Source organism: Ornithinibacillus liuyingii (assembly GCF_055550225.1).
In genome coordinates, this window is record NZ_JBPWOS010000006.1 from 116,963 (window position 1) to 133,452 (window position 16,490).

Consider the following 16,490-nt stretch of genomic DNA (forward strand, 5'->3'; position numbering starts at 1 on the left):
TAGTCTCAATCATATTCCTATCCCCTTCCAGTTCTTCTCCTTTTATTTTATGCTAAAATAGGGATTGTATATATTAATATTAACACTTTTATAAAAATTCACATAAAATATAAATAGTTGTATTGCTTAGATTTAGAGAAATGGGAATGATAGAAGGGGATATACTAAGATGTGGGAGCAACGTTTAATTGAAACAGCGAGAGGAACTTTTGAAGTTTTCCAAAGTGGAAATGGACAACCAATATGTATTACTCATTTGTATAGTGAGTATGATTCGAGGGGGAATCTATTTGCCAATCTATTTACGGAAAATTATTCCGTGTATTTAGTGAATTTAAGAGGCTGTGGAAATTCAACGGATGATATATCTCTTTACAATTATAGTTTGATAGATAGTGTTGAGGATTTAGAAGCTATTCGAGAGGCTTTAGAATTCGACAAGTGGATTTTTGCAGGTCATTCTACAGGTGGAATGCTTGCATTAAAGTATGCTATCCATTACCCAAATAGTTTAGTACATATTGTAGCGGGAGGACTTTGTGCTTCCTCTGAGTATATGCGACATCCTGATAGCATTTATTGCACTGATAACCCTAATAATAAGCGTATTAGAGAAATAATCGCAATACTTCGAAACCCAAATTCAACAAAAGAGGAACGAAGAGCTGGTAGTAAAGAATGGTCGTTGATGTCTTTATATTCTGAGGCAAGTTATGAAAAAATGATTAGCCGACCTAATAGTGGAAAAACCGTCTCGAAACGTTTAGATTATTTTTCGTATGAGGAATTACCCACTTATGATTTGCGCCCACAATTACCGAACGTTACATTAAAGGCTTACATATATGGTGGCAAATACGATGCTCAATGTCCCTACGAATTTGCAGTGGAGGTAGCGGAATTGATGTCCAATGCATTATTAAAAACGTTCAACTACAGTAACCATTTTCCATTCGTTGAGGAAGAAGAGGAATTTAAGCGATTTTTGAGAACAACTTAATTAAGTTATGGATTAAAAGGATTATGGAGGAATTAATTTGTCCAAAATAAAGTTAATCTTATTTATTGTGCTAGTGTTTTTGGTGGGCTGTGAGAATTACGAGTCAGACGCTGTTGATAAAACTATAGATGACTATTTTACAAACATAATAAACGAAGATTATAAAGAATCATTTGAAGTGGTTAAGTTTTATACGGATGAGCCTAATGTGTTATTAGCTGAAGAGGCATTTGACGTATGGTTAGATCGTGTTGAGGAAGCTAGGAAATCAAATACGTATATCACGAGTTATTCTGTTGAATCAATAGATGTAATAAAAAATGAACCATTTGCTAGTTCAAAGGTGCTTTTACATTTGGTAGAGAATGGTATAAAAAATACACGCACTATCTATTTGCATTTAGAGAAGGTTGACGAAACATGGAAAATAGAAGGAATTTGGAATGAAAATCAGGAAGACCCTGATGAATTAAATGCTATATTTGGAGGCTTTATACCATAACAATAGATAAAATGAGAGAATTAGGAATTCAGGAATTCTCTCATTTTCTTATGTTTCTTGGAGATATAGTATCTTCATTAAAAATGAATGATTTATAACAAGTAAGAATCCATTATTTGTGCCTTTTATTTAAGACTTCATTCTCTTCGGATAAACCTTAATAATGTTAAACAAAAGTAAGAAAGTCCAAACTAAAGATAACAATAAATATGTATCTTCAATTGGATAAATTAGGGCCACTACCGTATAAAGTATAAACGGGATTGTTGTCGTATACGCAATCATCTTCCATAAAATTTGTAGCTTTAGCTTACGATGCATAAGCTTCGCAACCCATGTAAAGAGATAGCCAAGGAAGGTAATAAATAGAAATACCATAATCGTTAACGGCAAATAGTAAAAAATAAAGAAGTAAATGAGTTTAAAGATGACATTCATATCAGAGCCTATCCCGGTAGATCTAGTTAGCTGATCAATTAAAGAAGGAATAGAAACAATAAACAGCAAAATAAACATATAGAAAACCGTTATATCCATCGGAATTCGGTTTAAATGAAAGACAACCTGTTTTGCTGGGAGCTTGATACTTAATAGAAATGTTTTCCATAAAAGCATTATTTTCAATCCTTTAAATATGGTTTCCTTTATATTATAATGGAAGTTGTCATATAAAGCTTGAACAATTACCGAAATTTCTTCTTCTACTTCACCTATGCCCTCATTATAAAAGCAATCGCTTAAAGATACTCAGTTCTATTACCATTTACACAATTAAACATGTTATCATATTATAATAAACTTTTTTTAAAGCATGAGGTGCATATTGGATGAATAAATCAAGACAATTAAGAGATGGAGCACTACTCACAGCAATATATATCGTATTATTATTAGTATCTATTTTTATTCCGGTATTATCAGTAATTACGATGCTATTACTAGCTGTTCCATTTATTATTTTTGCCGCTAAATATGATTGGAAGCCTTCCTTGATTATGTTAGGGGTTGCGACCATATTATCGATACTGTTCGCTTCTATTATCGTGTTACCTATACCGACCGTTGCGGGAATTGGTGGTGTCATGATTGGAACAGCGATTCATCGTGAATTATCTCCATATGAAACATGGGCTAGGGGAACGATTGGATTTGCTGTAGGCCTACTCTTGACCTTTGTGTTTTTGCTTTCCGTATTAAATATAAATGTAATAGAGGAATTTTCCCAACAAGCAGATGAGGTATTAGAATTAAGTAAAGATATGGCCAATCAGCTTGGGATGGAAGCAGAGGCAGAGTTTACTGTCATGGAGCAGCAGTTGAATTTGTATAAACAACTTGTACCTGTATTTGTTGTGCTTGCTTCTCTTTTACTGGCACTATTAAATCAGTGGGTTAGCTATAAAATCCTAAATCGATTGGAAAAACAGCGACTACGCTTTCCGAAGTTTAGAAATCTGCGCTTTCCAACAGCAATACTTTGGATTTACCTATTAGCAATGATTTTGATATTTATCCAAGGTGAGCAAGATGGAACACTGGTTGTTGCCTTACAGAATGTTATGATGCTTACTGGGTTGTTTATGGCGTTACAAGGACTTTCCTTTATTTTCTTTGTTTCCCATCATAAAAATATATCGATTGCCATCCCAATTGTGCTGGTAGTTGTAACGTTGATATTTGCACCATTACTTCTTCCTTTGGTACGAATCTTGGGTATAATTGATTTAGGGTTTGGACTAAGAGATCGTATGGTAAAATAGAAGTTAATAATTATATTAGCGCTCATTTATAGGAGCTGAATGTTCAATGTCAGATAAGTTGAAACGACCAACGTTAAGCAAGCATTTATGGCTGATTTATGCTGTATCTGTCATCTTACTTGGAGTCATATGGTATTATGAATGGATACTCGGGATTATCATGACCGTGCTTTTAATGCTGTCGTTTTATTATACGATTCAACGAGAAAGAAAACGATCCGATGAAGCGGAGCAATATATTGCCACGTTATCCTATCGTGTTAAAAAGGTAGGAGAAGAAGCGTTATTAGAGATGCCGATAGGGATTATCTTATTTAGTGAAGATTATACCGTGGAATGGACGAACCAATATATGAACCAGTTTACGGAAGAGGATACGATTGTTGGTCAGTCTTTAAATGTTATTTCAGAGGAACTTATTCCGATGATAAAAGAGAATAATGAAGAAGTTCGTATCCGCTTAGAGGATTTTGAGTTTCAAGGGATAATCCGTAGGGAAGAGCGATTAATTTATTTATTTGATCGTACAGAACAAGCAGAACTGGAAACCTTATACCAAAATGAACAAACGGTATTATTTATTATTTTTCTTGATAACTATGACGAAATTACCCAGAACATGGATGATACGATAAAGAGCCAACTAAACTCGGAAGTAACAGCCTTTTTAAATCAGTGGTCACAGGATAATGGCTTATATTTAAAGAGAACGTCACAAGACCGTTTCTTAGCTGTTGGAACGAAGGAAATATTACAAGAGCTAGAGAAAACGAAATTCGATATATTAGATGAAATGCATGAATTTAACAATGAATTAGATATCCCGATCACCTTAAGTATTGGTGTAGGTGTAGGAAATGCACCATTACCAGAGCTAGGGAAGCTCGCCCAGTCTAGCTTGGATCTAGCGCTAGGACGTGGGGGAGACCAGGTGGCCATAAAGGACGATTCTGGAAAAGTTCGCTTCTATGGTGGAAAAACCAATCCAATGGAAAAACGAACGCGTGTAAGGGCAAGGGTAATTTCCCATGCACTACGAGATCTCGTCAAAGCAAGTGACCGTGTCATAATTATGGGGCATCAAGCTCCTGATATGGATTCGATTGGTTCTGCGATAGGAATATTGAATATTGCCCAAACCAATCAAGTAGATGGGTATATTGTATTTGATCCGGATGATGTAACGACAGGGGTCAATCGTTTAGTCGAGGCAATTAAATCAGAGCCGAATTTATGGCAGCATTTTGTGAGCCCAGAAACGGCAGAGGACCTTATTACGAGTAGGAGCTTAATTGTTGTAGTCGACACCCATAAGCCTTCTATGGTAGTAAGTAAGCGACTATTAGGTAAGTCAGAATACAAAGTAGTCATTGATCATCACCGTCGTGCAGAGGAATTTATAGATAATCCTACATTGGTATATATGGAGCCATATGCTTCATCAACTGCTGAATTAGTGACGGAATTACTGGAGTATCAGCCAAAGGGCGAGAAGCTTAAGATGCTGGAGGCAACGGCATTACTGGCTGGTATCATTGTAGATACGAAAAGCTTTACATTACGAACTGGCTCTAGAACATTTGATGCAGCCTCTTATTTACGAGCGAAAGGGGCAGACACCGTTCTGGTGCAACAGTTCTTAAAGGAAGACTTGGATTTATATGTGAAACGGAGTAAACTAATTGAACGAACGGAGATTTATCGTAACACTATTGCGATTACAAAAGGAGCACCCGGTGAAATCTACGGGGCGGTACTAATTGCACAGACAGCAGATACATTGCTGACTATGACGGGCATTTCTGCTTCATTTGTTATTGCAGAGCGTAGTGATGGTAGGGTTGGAATCAGTGCCCGGTCATTAGGGGAAATCAATGTTCAAATCATTATGGAGCAAATGAATGGTGGAGGTCACTTAACAAATGCGGCTACCCAATTAGAGGATATGACAATTGAAGCTGCAGAAGCACTTTTAAAAGCTATATTAGATGAGTATTACGAGGGGAGAGAAATAGAATGAGAGTAATATTTTTACAAGATGTGAAAGGTAAAGGTAAAAAAGGCGAAATTAAAAATGTTTCAGATGGCTATGCTAGAAACTTTTTATTAAAAAATAAATTAGCAGAAGAAGCTACTCCTGGGAATTTAAAGGCTTTGGAAGCTCAAAAGCGAAAATCTAAGCAGTTAGAACAAGAAGAGAAGAATGAAGCGGAGAAATTAAAAACGAAGCTTGAAAGTCTAGAAGTTAAATTGAACGCTAAATCTGGTGATGGTGGAAGATTATTTGGTTCCATTACAAGTAAACAAATTGCCGATAGTTTAAATAAAGACCATGGGATTAAAATTGATAAACGGAAGGTCGAGCTGGATCAACCAATTCGTGCTTTAGGATATACCAATGTCCCGGTTAAACTTCATCCGGAAGTTATGGGGACGGTTAAAGTACATGTTGTGGAACAGTAAGTTGCCGATGCTTACGGTTAAAGGAGGAATAAATCATGAGTGAGTGGAACGATCGAACTCCGCCACATAATATAGAGGCGGAACAAGCTGTCCTTGGAGCCATCTTTCTTGAACCAGAGGCATTTTCAACAGCGTCTGAGCTACTTTTGCCAGGCGATTTCTACCGAGCAAGTCACCAGCGCATATTTGAAACGATGCTTAAGCTATCGGATAGAGGAGAACCAATTGACTTAGTAACGGTTACGACGTCATTAGCAGATAGTAAGCAAATCGAAGAAGCTGGTGGTGTTTCCTATTTAACGCAGTTAGCAGAAAGTGTACCGACTGCAGCAAACATTGAATACTATGCTAAAATCGTGGAAGAAAAAGCAGTTCTTCGTCGTCTCATTCGAACGGCAACGGATATTGTCACCACAACATTCGCCCGGGAAGATGAGGTAGAGGATGTTTTAAACGAAGCGGAAAAAAGTATTCTAGAGGTTTCTGGTCGTAAGAATACGGGTAGCTTTAAGGAAATCAAGGATGTACTAATCGAAGTATACGATAAGATTGAAATGCTTCATCGTAATAAAGCAGACGTCACTGGTATCCCGACAGGCTACCGTGACTTAGATAAAATGACATCTGGATTCCAGCGCAATGACTTAATTATTGTGGCAGCCCGACCATCTGTAGGTAAAACGGCATTCGCCTTAAATATTGCGCAAAATGTTGCCGTAAATACGGATGAAAATGTTGCGATATTTAGTTTGGAGATGGGTGCAGACCAGCTCGTACAACGTATTCTCTGTGCAGAAGGAAATATCGATGCCCAGCGTCTACGTAATGGTGCACTCGAGCCAGATGATTGGACAAAACTTACGATGGCAATGGGGAGCCTATCCAATGCGGGAATCTTCATTGACGATACACCAGGTATCCGTGTAAGTGAAATTCGTTCCAAATGCCGTCGCTTAAAGCAAGAGCATGGATTAGGAATGATTTTAATCGATTATCTTCAGTTAATCCAAGGTAGTGGTAAGCCTGGCGAAAACCGTCAACAAGAGGTATCGGAAATCTCACGTTCCCTAAAGGGGTTAGCTCGTGAATTAAATGTTCCATTAATCGCATTATCACAGCTATCACGTGGTGTAGAACAACGTCAGGACAAGCGCCCGATGATGTCTGACCTCCGGGAGTCTGGAAGTATTGAGCAGGATGCGGACATCGTTGGCTTCCTATATCGTGATGACTATTATGATAAAGAGTCTGAGAAACAGAACATTATAGAAATTATTCTGGCTAAACAACGTAACGGTCCAGTTGGAACAGTAGAATTAGCCTTTGTAAAAGAATACAATAAGTTCGTGGATTTGGATCATCGCTATCAAGCTAGTGATATCCCACCAGAACCTATTCATGCCTAACAGCCTTGAGAGAGGCTGTTTTTTTGTGGTTATATAACATAACGTTCGTGTTCTGTTTATACCCCTCCCCCTTTGTTTATTTTTACAAGACTATAAATAAAGCGGATATTCCACCACGATAGAGTTAAACTAACGATAATAGCTTGTCTTTCACCAAGCTCGAAAATATTATTACAAATTGCCGAACGATATATGATTAAATCAAATTATTATTCGTGTTTACATTGACTATTAGCTGAAACATTGGTACACTTACCAATGGAATTAAACCAAATACATATAATGTATAAAATTATGGAGGTGCGCTATGTCCTCAGTAGTAGTTGTTGGAACCCAATGGGGTGACGAAGGTAAAGGAAAAATCACAGATTATTTATCACAAAACGCAGAAGTGGTTGCTCGTTATCAGGGTGGTAATAATGCTGGTCATACTATTAAGTTTGATGGAGTTACTTATAAGCTTCACTTAATACCGTCTGGAATTTTCTTTAAAGAAAAGATATGTGTATTAGGTAACGGTATGGTTATCGATCCAAAAGCGTTTGTTGAAGAAATTGCTTATTTACATGAGAGAAATGTTTCAACCGATAATTTACGAATTTCAAATCGTGCCCATGTTATTTTACCGTATCATTTGAAATTAGATATATTACAAGAAGAAGAAAAAGGTATCCATAAAATTGGTACAACGAAAAAAGGAATTGGACCTGCTTATATGGATAAAGCAGCAAGATCAGGAATTCGTATTGCGGATTTACTTGATAAAGAGGTGTTCCGTGAGAAGCTGGAGCAGAACTTAAAAGAAAAGAATCGTTTATTTGAAAAGGTATATGAAGTAGAGCCATTAAATGTGGAAGATATAGTAGAAGAGTATTATGAATATGGACAACAAATGGCGAAGTATGTTTGTGATACTTCCGTTGTGTTAAATGATGCGCTTGATGAAGGCCGTCGCGTTCTATTCGAAGGTGCACAAGGGGTTATGCTGGATATTGACCAAGGGACTTATCCATTTGTAACATCCTCTAACCCAATTGCTGGTGGGGTAACGATTGGTTCTGGCGTTGGCCCGACGAAGATTAAGCATGTCGTTGGTGTCTCTAAAGCCTATACAACGCGTGTAGGAGATGGACCATTCCCGACGGAACTACATGATGAAATTGGTAATCAAATTCGCGAGGTTGGTCGCGAATATGGTACGACAACAGGAAGACCACGCCGTGTTGGCTGGTTTGATAGTGTCGTCGTTCGCCATGCAAGAAGAGTAAGCGGAATTACCGATTTATCATTAAACTCCATCGATGTATTAACTGGAATTGAAACATTGAAGATTTGCGTGGCGTATAAATATAAAGGGGAGATCATGGAAGAATTCCCTGCAAGCCTTAAGGTACTAGCAGAATGTGAACCAGTTTATGAGGAAATGCCTGGTTGGACAGAGGATATTACGAATGTGAAGAGCCTGCATGAACTACCAGCGAATGCACGTCACTATTTAGAAAGAATATCACAATTAACACAAATCCCATTATCCATCTTTTCAGTAGGACCGGACAGAACACAGACAAATCTGGTTCGCAGTGTATATGGAAACTAAGCAGAAGGAGAGCAGAGATGCTCTCTTTTTTTGTTGGCGTAAATAGTCGATTTTCTATAATAGACGAACCGCAGACGATCGTATTGTTCCCTCAAAAGTCGTGTTACACGAATGTAAACAAAATGTATAAAAATGGAAGAAATACCCCATTTTTCAACAAAAATCGGATAAAAATACAGTGATTTTAGAAAATTTTGTTGCTTATTATACAATTAGTTTACAAAAAGGCGGATGATGTTCCTTACCCTATAGGATTATGGTAGATTAGTAGAGGGTAGACATAGGTCTTTTAATCTATAAAAAAATAACCATTTATATATATATTACATATAGTAATAGGGGGAAAGCATGTGTTCTCGAGAAAAAGAAAGCAAGCTAAGCAGAAAAATAGTCTGCTTAAGAAAGCCATCATTAGTACGGGGCTGGTAACCGTCTTAGCGACAGGAGTCGTCTTTGCGGAGGAGACAGATACGGTAGACAAGGTGCATCACGTTTATATTAATGGCGAATATATCGGCCAGGTAAGCGATGAACAAATTGTTAACCAAGTCATCGATGCCAAGCTTCAAGTAGAGGAAGAAAAATATCAGGATATTGATCTAAGCATAGGAGAAGACGTTAAATTAGTCTCCGAATTAGTGTTTAATCCGACCTATAACAACGACTCAATTAAGGAATATCTAGAAAATCATCTTTCTGTTCAAGCTCAAGCGGTTGAGCTAACCATTGGTGATAAAGTAGTAGGATATTTTGAAAATGAGCAAGACGCCCAAAAGGTAATAGAAGATTATAAACTAAAGTATACGGATAAAGATACATTAGATTTACTAGAAGCTGCTAAATCAGCGTCGAGTGATACACCAAAAGAACTAGTAGACCTAGAGGTTGGTGAATCTACTATTGTAGACGTTACATTATCGGAAGATGTTTCATATTCTACTAAAAAAGTGAATCCAAAAGAGGTTTTAACAGTAGCAGACGGTCTGGCGTTACTGGAAAAAGGCACCCTTAAAGAAGAGACACATGCAGTTCAAGAAGGAGAAGTGCTAGGGGAAATTGCCTCTCAATACGATTTAACGATAGAAACTTTGTTAAAGTTAAACCCATCACTTAAAGAAGATTCGCTTCTTCAAATCGGACAAGAACTTCATGTAACAGAGTTAAAGCCTTTTGTTGATGTAATCGTGACAAAGGAAGAGAAGAAAAAGGAAGATGTTTCGTTTGAAACCGAAGTCGTTGAATCGGACGAGTTGTATAAAGGCGAAGAAGAAGTACAGCAAGAAGGCTCTGATGGTGAGAAAGTCGTTCATTATGCGATCGAAATTCGTAATGGCAAAGTAACATCTACTGATGTAGTAGATGAAGAAATGGTGAAAGAGCCGGTTAATAAAGTCATTGTCAAAGGAACTAAAGTAATCCCATCCAGAGGGACCGGCGACCTATCCTGGCCAACGGTTGGCGGATACATTTCCAGCCATATGGGAAATCGTTGGGGATCTTACCATAAGGGAATTGACATTGCACGGCCATCGAATCGTTCTATATTAGCTGCTGACAATGGAACAATTGTATCTGCCGGCTATCAAGGTGGATTTGGTAATAAGATTGAAATTAACCATAATAATGGTATGAAAACAATTTATGCACATCTTTCATCTATTGATGTAGAGGTCGGACAAACCGTTGAAAAAGGCCAACAAATCGGTGTCATGGGATCAACAGGAAATTCAACCGGTGTTCACTTACACTTTGAAGTGTATAAAGATGGCAAATTAGAAAACCCTGTAGACTATTTGAAATAGCATTAGAAAACGCTGACTCATCATGATGTAATGAGTCAGCGTTTTTAGTGATAGCTTTTTCTTCATATATTTGTTGCATGAGGGAAAGCTTAGACCAAGTTACCGTCTTTCATAAAGCTGTTACAACCTACATCGGTCTTTAGAAACAAGACATTTAACTTAAAGTACGTTAAAATAAAGGAATACCAACCTAATAAACAACTAACTTTGAATATATATTAATGAATAAAGAAGAAAAGGATGTGTTCATATGGCACAGAAAATTTTAGTAGTAGATGATGAACAACCAATTGCAGATATATTGAAATTCAATTTAGAAAAAGAAGGCTATGAAGTAGTCGTGGCAAATGATGGTGACGAAGCAATTAAATTGGCTGAAGCAGAAAATCCAGATTTAATCTTATTAGATATTATGCTACCGAATAAAGATGGTAATGAGGTATGCCGTGAAATCCGTAAAACGAAAACGACACCTATTATTATGCTAACAGCTAAGGATTCTGAAATTGATAAGGTATTGGGTCTGGAGTTAGGTGCAGATGACTATGTTACCAAGCCATTCAGTAATCGAGAATTAATTGCCCGGGTAAAAGCCAATCTTCGCAGACAACAGCAAGTACCTGAAGATGATACAAGAGAAAATAAAGACATTACAATTGGATCCCTTACGATTCGCCCGGATGCCTATACGGTGTCACGTGATGGAAAAGAAATCGAACTAACCCACCGCGAATTTGAACTATTACATTATTTAGCTCGCCATATCGGGCAAGTTATGACCCGAGAACATTTACTTGAAACGGTATGGGGCTATGACTACTTTGGTGATGTTCGTACGGTCGACGTAACCGTAAGAAGACTAAGAGAAAAAATTGAGGAGAATCCAAGTAACCCAGCGTGGATTGTGACACGACGTGGTGTTGGATATTATTTACGTAATCCTGATCAGGAGTAGGTTTTATGCATAAAGTCGGCTTTTTCCGTTCGATACAGTTAAAATTAATCCTTATTTATATCTTGCTAATCTTATTAGCCATCCAGATTATCGGTTCTTATTTTACTACTTCCTTGGAAAGAGAGCTAACGTCTAACTTTAAGAGCTCCATCGATGGCAGAATCGAAGTGTTAAGCCATTATTTACAAGAAGCTTTTAACAAGGAGCGCACCGATGAAGAAGAGCCAACTATCCAAGAGGATGTCCAGGGGATTATTGGCGATATCGAAACCGATAGCTCGTGGAAAAATCTAATCGTTGTCAATAATCAAAGTAAAGTGTTGGCTACAAACAATTATAGTCAGCAGGATAAGATTGGCAAAAAAGATACGCGAGACATCATTCAAAAAGTATTACTTTTCTCCGATGAACAGGTTCAGGATAGAAAAGATTCAGATGGGAATCGTATACACGTTCAGGCAACCCCCTTATTTGATAACGAAGAGAATATGGTCGGTGTCATTTATTTAGAAGCATCGTTACAAGACATTTATGATCAGTTATCGGAAATCAACCAAATTTTTTATCAGGGGACAATATGGGCGATATTAGTATCTGCCATACTTGGAATATTAGTGGCTAGAGCCATCACAAAGCCGGTTATGGAAATGCGTAGGCAGGCCCAAATTATGGGGAAAGGTGATTTTACGCAAAAGGTTAATGTTTATGGTACCGATGAAATCGGGCAGTTAGCCATCGCGTTTAATGATTTAAATGATCAGCTGAAACACTCCTATGCTAAGACAGAAGAAGAAACGAGGAAATTAAACTCTGTTATTGAAAATATGTCTGACGGGGTAATTGCAACTGATGAGACGGGTGCTGTAACCTTAATGAACGAGCCAGCAGGTATCCTTCTAGGGGTGAATCCAGAAGAGATATATGGCCAACGAATTATGGATGTATTAAAACTAGATGAAAAAGTAGTAGATCCATCCGAATTACCGGAAAATGGCTCCATGATTATTGACTTTAGTGAAGACGATGATATATTCCTCATTCGGGCGAACTTCTCTACGGTAACCGATGAGGATGATGACGTTACGGGCTTTATTACGGTTATTAGTGATGTTACCGAACAGGAAAAGATTGAACAAGAGCGTAGAGAGTTTGTATCGAATGTATCCCATGAGCTAAGAACACCATTAACAACGATGAAAAGCTATATGGAAGCATTAATAGATGGCGAGTGGAAAAATGAAGACATCGCGCCTAGATTCTTGGAAGTGACACAAAACGAAACAGAACGCATGATTCGAATGGTCAATGATTTATTACATCTTTCTAAGATGGATAATAAAGAGCATCAGCTGCAAAAAGAACGAACCGAGTTTATCCAGCTATTCCATCATGTTATTGATCGATTTGAAATGAATTCGCCTGAACATATTGAGATTGTTCGGGAATTACCAAATGAAAAGCTCTTTGTCTGGATCGATCAGGATAAGTTAATCCAGGTTATTGATAATATCATTTCAAATGCTATTAAGTATTCCCCTGAGGGTGGCAAAGTTACTTGCCGCGTAATTAAACAAAGACATCAAATCCTAGTGTCTATTACGGATGAAGGTATGGGAATTGCTTATGATAAGCTGGAGAAAATCTTTGAACGATTCTACCGAGTGGATAAAGCGCGTACGAGAAAGCTTGGCGGTACCGGATTAGGTCTTGCTATCTCGAAGGAATTAGTAGAAGCACACCATGGCAGAATTTGGGCGAAAAGTAAAGAAGGCAAAGGAACGACGATATTATTTACGCTCCCGCTAATGGGTAAGAAGCGGAGGAATAATTCATGAAGCTAGAAGTGATCAAAACTTATATTTTAGCTATACTAGTCGGAATTAGTCTTATTCTGTCCTATAGCCTTTGGAATTATAATCCGGATAAAGAAACGTTAGAGGAAGAACAGTTATTAGATCCTAATGAATTAGACTTAGGTGGTACGACGGAATTAAGGAACTCACTCGTGGTGCCCAGTCAAATGATTTTTAGTAAATATGAAAATAATTACTTTAGTTTTTCCAATCCAGAAGAGCGTACGAAATTATTTCAGGACATGACCTCGTGGGTTCTGTATAATTTCCGAATTAGTGAGGCAAATGGAAGGCCGAATGTAACACAGGGATATCTAGTAGAATTAATTTTCCCAGAAGCGTTACCGATGGATGTCATTCCGAACTTTTTTACCGTAAATAATCAGGATGAATTTCAGGTTCCAGACAATGAGAGTTTTGAACGGGTTTATGTCACGTTTAATGAAAGCGAGCAATCAATGACATTTAGCTTTCTTTCTGTAGATGGAAAAACACAACTACGAGCAGATGTAAATAATGCACAAAAATACGATCTATTATATAGTACCATTTCGAACTTAACCGATTTAGAAGAATATACGATGCTAGAGTCTTCGGACTACCCGATCTTTGTTCCGATAGAACCTAGTAATTTAATGAAATATGATTTAAGGATCAAAAAATTGCCTTATTCTGTATTAAAGAATGCTCTATTCTTAGATCCTTCAGCGGTAATAGAGAATATTACAGCAGATCAGACACTTTGGTATCAGGATGGTCCTAGATCGATGCAAGTATTTGATGCAGATAGTAGTATTCGTAGTATGGAGTTCATTTATGCCCAAGCAACTAGAAGTCCGATGACCGTTCTTGAAATATTAGATAAAAGTATTTCCGAAATTAACGGATTTAATGGTTGGCCAAATCATTATCAATTAGAGAATATTGACACGCTATACAATGATATTCAGTATCTGATGTACTATAAGGGATATCCAGTTTTTCACCCAGATAACGTTACGATGATTGAACAACGGTTAACGAGTACGGAGATAATAGAGCACAGGCAACCATTATTTTCGATTTCATATGTAGTAGAGGGAGAGGAATATAGAATCCCTTCTGGTAAAAAGCTAATTAATTGGTTGAAGGGTGAGGATTCCCTTTATTCATTGGGGGATATCCAAGATATTAAAATTGGGTATCGACTAAACCCTCTTTCTGATATAGCCATTAGTTTAACACCTGCTTGGTACATTAAAGTTCATGATAGGTGGCTGCAAGTAAATCTAGACGATAACCTACCTAGAAAGGAGTGAGTTAAGGATGCAATGGGGTCAAATAAAATCATTATTTATCCTTTCCTTCTTACTTCTTGATATATATTTGATCGTTTTAGTCGTGCAAAAGCAGGATGATGTAAGCTTATTGGAATCAACGTCAACAGAGGAACAAGCATTTCTGGAAATAGAAAACATAACCATTCCAGAAAATTTACCTGAATCGGTACCGAATGAGTCCTTAATGGCTACAGAGCCAAAACAATTTACCGAGGATGAAATAGCAGAAATCACCGCTAGAGAAGATCAGGATGTGGTAGTTGTCAATGATAGATTTATTATTGCCCAAATGAAAACACCTTTTGCTGTTCCAGAAAATGCTAAAGGAGAAGAAATAGAACAATTGCTTGCTAGTACGGTATACTTAGGGGATGAGTATACGTTTGATTCTTGGGATAGTGATCGGAATGTGCTGATATTCTTTCAGAAAAAGGATACTCGCACCATATACTATAATCAAAATGGCATGATCCTCGCCTTCTTAAATGATAACGATGAAATAGTTGGCTATATGCAAACCTATTTGGGAGAACTGGAAGTAATCAATGCGGAAGAGTCGGTAGTAAAACCTCTATCTGCGATTCGAGAGCTATATAATAAAAACGCATTATTTTCCAATGAAGAAGTGACAGGTTTTGAACTTGGTTACCATACATTCTTCCCTTCTGATAGTGGACGTCAAGTACTAGTTCCAACATGGAAATTTACGATCAATGAATCTCGAAGTCGTTTAGTGGACGCATTTGAGAGAAAAGTTATTCCAGTTAACCATGAATTTGTCGAAAATGTAATAAACTTAAGTATCGAGAATACTTTAGCAATTGCTGGAAATGAAGATTTTAAACAGGAAATGCTAGACCTATTGTCTAGCAAATTAGAGCAATCGGAGTGAATCAACATGGCATTACGTTTTAGTGTCCTAGCATCCGGGAGTACGGGAAATGCTTTTTATATCGAATCAGATAAAGAGAAGCTGTTAGTGGATGCGGGCCTGAGCGGAAAACAAATGGACAAGCTCTTTAGCGATGTTCACGTTTCACCGTCAGACTTATCCGGGATCCTCGTCACACATGAACACAGTGATCATATTAAGGGATTAGGGATCCTAGCGAGAAAGTATAATCTACCAATCTATGCAAATGAAAAAACCTGGAAAGCGATGGAAGGCTCCATCGGTAAGCTATCGCTCGACCAGAAATTTATATTTAATAGAGAAGAAGTAAAAACATTCGGTGACATCGATGTGGAATCATTTGGCGTTTCTCATGATGCAGCAGAGCCGATGTTTTATGTCTTCCGCAATAACGGAAAAAAGGTAGCACTGGTTACCGATTTAGGATACGTGTCCGAGCGAATTAAGAAAACCGTTGAAGGTGCCGACGCCTACATCTTTGAAGCCAATCACGATGTCGGTATGCTCCGCATGGGCCGTTACCCATGGAGCGTCAAACGCCGTATCCTAGGCGACTCCGGCCACGTATCCAACGAAGACTGTGGACTAGCTTTAACAGATATTATTGATAACAATACAAAGCGGATTTACCTAGCACACTTAAGTAAAGACAACAACATGAAAGACCTCGCCCGCATGTCAGTAGGAAACATCTTAGAGGAGCGAGGAATAAAGATAGATTTACATGATACCGACCCAGCCGTACCAACACCAATGTTTGAAGTGGGGTAGGATTGGGATAGGATTTTGATTTGGGTTTGGGAGAGCGACCGGGGGCGGGGCGCTCTCTTTTTTGTGCGGATGGGATGGAGGGGGGCAGTCTATGGCCTTTTTTGGATGCTAGCGGGGATAAAGGTAACAGAGGAAGAGTATCAGAGCTC

14 protein-coding genes are annotated in these 16,490 nt (G+C 37.9%); 13 read left to right on the forward strand and 1 reads right to left on the reverse strand.

Annotation, left to right across the window (positions count from 1 at the left end; translation table 11 throughout):
• Positions 1-169 precede the first annotated feature (169 nt).
• Together ACSKT4_RS09695 and ACSKT4_RS09700 are read left to right on the forward strand one after the other, a co-directional pair.
• A complete protein-coding gene (locus tag ACSKT4_RS09695; protein WP_465823258.1) occupies positions 170-1,000 on the forward strand; it encodes an alpha/beta fold hydrolase in 831 nt (276 codons plus the stop codon).
• Positions 1,001-1,037: 37 nt separating this feature from the next.
• Positions 1,038-1,502 (forward strand): hypothetical protein, encoded by a 465-nt coding sequence (locus tag ACSKT4_RS09700; RefSeq protein WP_465823260.1) that lies wholly within the window; start codon positions 1,038-1,040, stop codon positions 1,500-1,502.
• A gap of 129 nt (positions 1,503-1,631) precedes the next feature.
• On the opposite strand, the gene ACSKT4_RS09705 is transcribed toward ACSKT4_RS09700, so the two are convergent.
• A complete protein-coding gene (locus tag ACSKT4_RS09705) occupies positions 1,632-2,117 on the reverse strand; it encodes a hypothetical protein (RefSeq protein WP_186871205.1) in 486 nt (161 codons plus the stop codon).
• A 212-nt stretch (positions 2,118-2,329) separates the two neighbouring features.
• On the opposite strand from ACSKT4_RS09705, the gene ACSKT4_RS09710 reads away from it, so the two are divergent.
• The 11 genes from ACSKT4_RS09710 (at position 2,330) to ACSKT4_RS09760 (ending at position 16,341) form a co-directional block, all read left to right on the forward strand.
• The gene (locus tag ACSKT4_RS09710; RefSeq protein ID WP_186871204.1) at positions 2,330-3,262 is read left to right on the forward strand and encodes a YybS family protein; all 933 of its coding nucleotides are present in this window, start codon (positions 2,330-2,332) and stop codon (positions 3,260-3,262) included.
• Between the two features lie 46 nt (positions 3,263-3,308).
• The gene (locus ACSKT4_RS09715; RefSeq protein ID WP_186871203.1) at positions 3,309-5,282 is read left to right on the forward strand and encodes a DHH family phosphoesterase; all 1,974 of its coding nucleotides are present in this window, start codon (positions 3,309-3,311) and stop codon (positions 5,280-5,282) included.
• On the forward strand, positions 5,279-5,725 hold the full coding sequence (gene rplI / locus ACSKT4_RS09720; protein ID WP_465823263.1) for a 50S ribosomal protein L9: 447 nt from the start codon (positions 5,279-5,281) through the stop codon (positions 5,723-5,725). The genes ACSKT4_RS09715 and rplI overlap by 4 nt, the downstream gene beginning before the upstream one ends.
• Before the next feature lie 35 nt (positions 5,726-5,760).
• A complete protein-coding gene (dnaB, locus tag ACSKT4_RS09725) occupies positions 5,761-7,131 on the forward strand; it encodes a replicative DNA helicase (RefSeq protein ID WP_186871201.1) in 1,371 nt (456 codons plus the stop codon).
• 307 nt (positions 7,132-7,438) lie between these two features.
• Complete coding sequence (locus ACSKT4_RS09730) at positions 7,439-8,728, forward strand: adenylosuccinate synthase (RefSeq protein WP_186871200.1); 1,290 nt, start codon at positions 7,439-7,441, stop codon at positions 8,726-8,728.
• 350 nt (positions 8,729-9,078) lie between these two features.
• The gene (locus ACSKT4_RS09735) at positions 9,079-10,530 is read left to right on the forward strand and encodes a peptidoglycan DD-metalloendopeptidase family protein (RefSeq protein WP_465823264.1); all 1,452 of its coding nucleotides are present in this window, start codon (positions 9,079-9,081) and stop codon (positions 10,528-10,530) included.
• Positions 10,531-10,780: 250 nt separating this feature from the next.
• Positions 10,781-11,485, forward strand: coding sequence for a response regulator YycF (gene yycF / locus ACSKT4_RS09740; RefSeq protein WP_186871198.1), 705 nt, complete (start codon positions 10,781-10,783; stop codon positions 11,483-11,485).
• A gap of 5 nt (positions 11,486-11,490) precedes the next feature.
• Positions 11,491-13,320, forward strand: coding sequence for a cell wall metabolism sensor histidine kinase WalK (walK, locus tag ACSKT4_RS09745; protein WP_186871197.1), 1,830 nt, complete (start codon positions 11,491-11,493; stop codon positions 13,318-13,320).
• Complete coding sequence (locus tag ACSKT4_RS09750; RefSeq protein WP_211740817.1) at positions 13,317-14,636, forward strand: YycH family regulatory protein; 1,320 nt, start codon at positions 13,317-13,319, stop codon at positions 14,634-14,636. Before walK ends, ACSKT4_RS09750 begins: the two co-directional genes overlap by 4 nt.
• Before the next feature lie 7 nt (positions 14,637-14,643).
• A complete protein-coding gene (locus ACSKT4_RS09755) occupies positions 14,644-15,549 on the forward strand; it encodes a two-component system regulatory protein YycI (RefSeq protein WP_465823266.1) in 906 nt (301 codons plus the stop codon).
• A 6-nt stretch (positions 15,550-15,555) separates the two neighbouring features.
• Entirely contained in the window at positions 15,556-16,341 is a 786-nt protein-coding gene (locus ACSKT4_RS09760) for an MBL fold metallo-hydrolase (protein ID WP_465823267.1), read from the forward strand.
• The last annotated feature ends 149 nt before the right edge of the window (positions 16,342-16,490 follow it).

Excerpts from the sequence above, each read along its gene's own strand:
- ACSKT4_RS09695 (WP_465823258.1), top strand. The coding sequence starts at position 170 with ATGTGGGAGCAACGTTTAATTGAAACAGCGAGAGGAACTTTTGAAGTT.
- ACSKT4_RS09705 (WP_186871205.1), bottom strand. The coding sequence starts at position 2,117 with ATGCTTTTATGGAAAACATTTCTATTAAGTATCAAGCTCCCAGCAAAA.
- ACSKT4_RS09710 (WP_186871204.1), top strand. The coding sequence starts at position 2,330 with ATGAATAAATCAAGACAATTAAGAGATGGAGCACTACTCACAGCAATA.
- ACSKT4_RS09715 (WP_186871203.1), top strand. The coding sequence starts at position 3,309 with ATGTCAGATAAGTTGAAACGACCAACGTTAAGCAAGCATTTATGGCTG.
- rplI (WP_465823263.1), top strand. The coding sequence starts at position 5,279 with ATGAGAGTAATATTTTTACAAGATGTGAAAGGTAAAGGTAAAAAAGGC.
- dnaB (WP_186871201.1), top strand. The coding sequence starts at position 5,761 with ATGAGTGAGTGGAACGATCGAACTCCGCCACATAATATAGAGGCGGAA.
- ACSKT4_RS09730 (WP_186871200.1), top strand. The coding sequence starts at position 7,439 with ATGTCCTCAGTAGTAGTTGTTGGAACCCAATGGGGTGACGAAGGTAAA.
- yycF (WP_186871198.1), top strand. The coding sequence starts at position 10,781 with ATGGCACAGAAAATTTTAGTAGTAGATGATGAACAACCAATTGCAGAT.
- walK (WP_186871197.1), top strand. The coding sequence starts at position 11,491 with ATGCATAAAGTCGGCTTTTTCCGTTCGATACAGTTAAAATTAATCCTT.
- ACSKT4_RS09750 (WP_211740817.1), top strand. The coding sequence starts at position 13,317 with ATGAAGCTAGAAGTGATCAAAACTTATATTTTAGCTATACTAGTCGGA.
- ACSKT4_RS09755 (WP_465823266.1), top strand. The coding sequence starts at position 14,644 with ATGCAATGGGGTCAAATAAAATCATTATTTATCCTTTCCTTCTTACTT.
- ACSKT4_RS09760 (WP_465823267.1), top strand. The coding sequence starts at position 15,556 with ATGGCATTACGTTTTAGTGTCCTAGCATCCGGGAGTACGGGAAATGCT.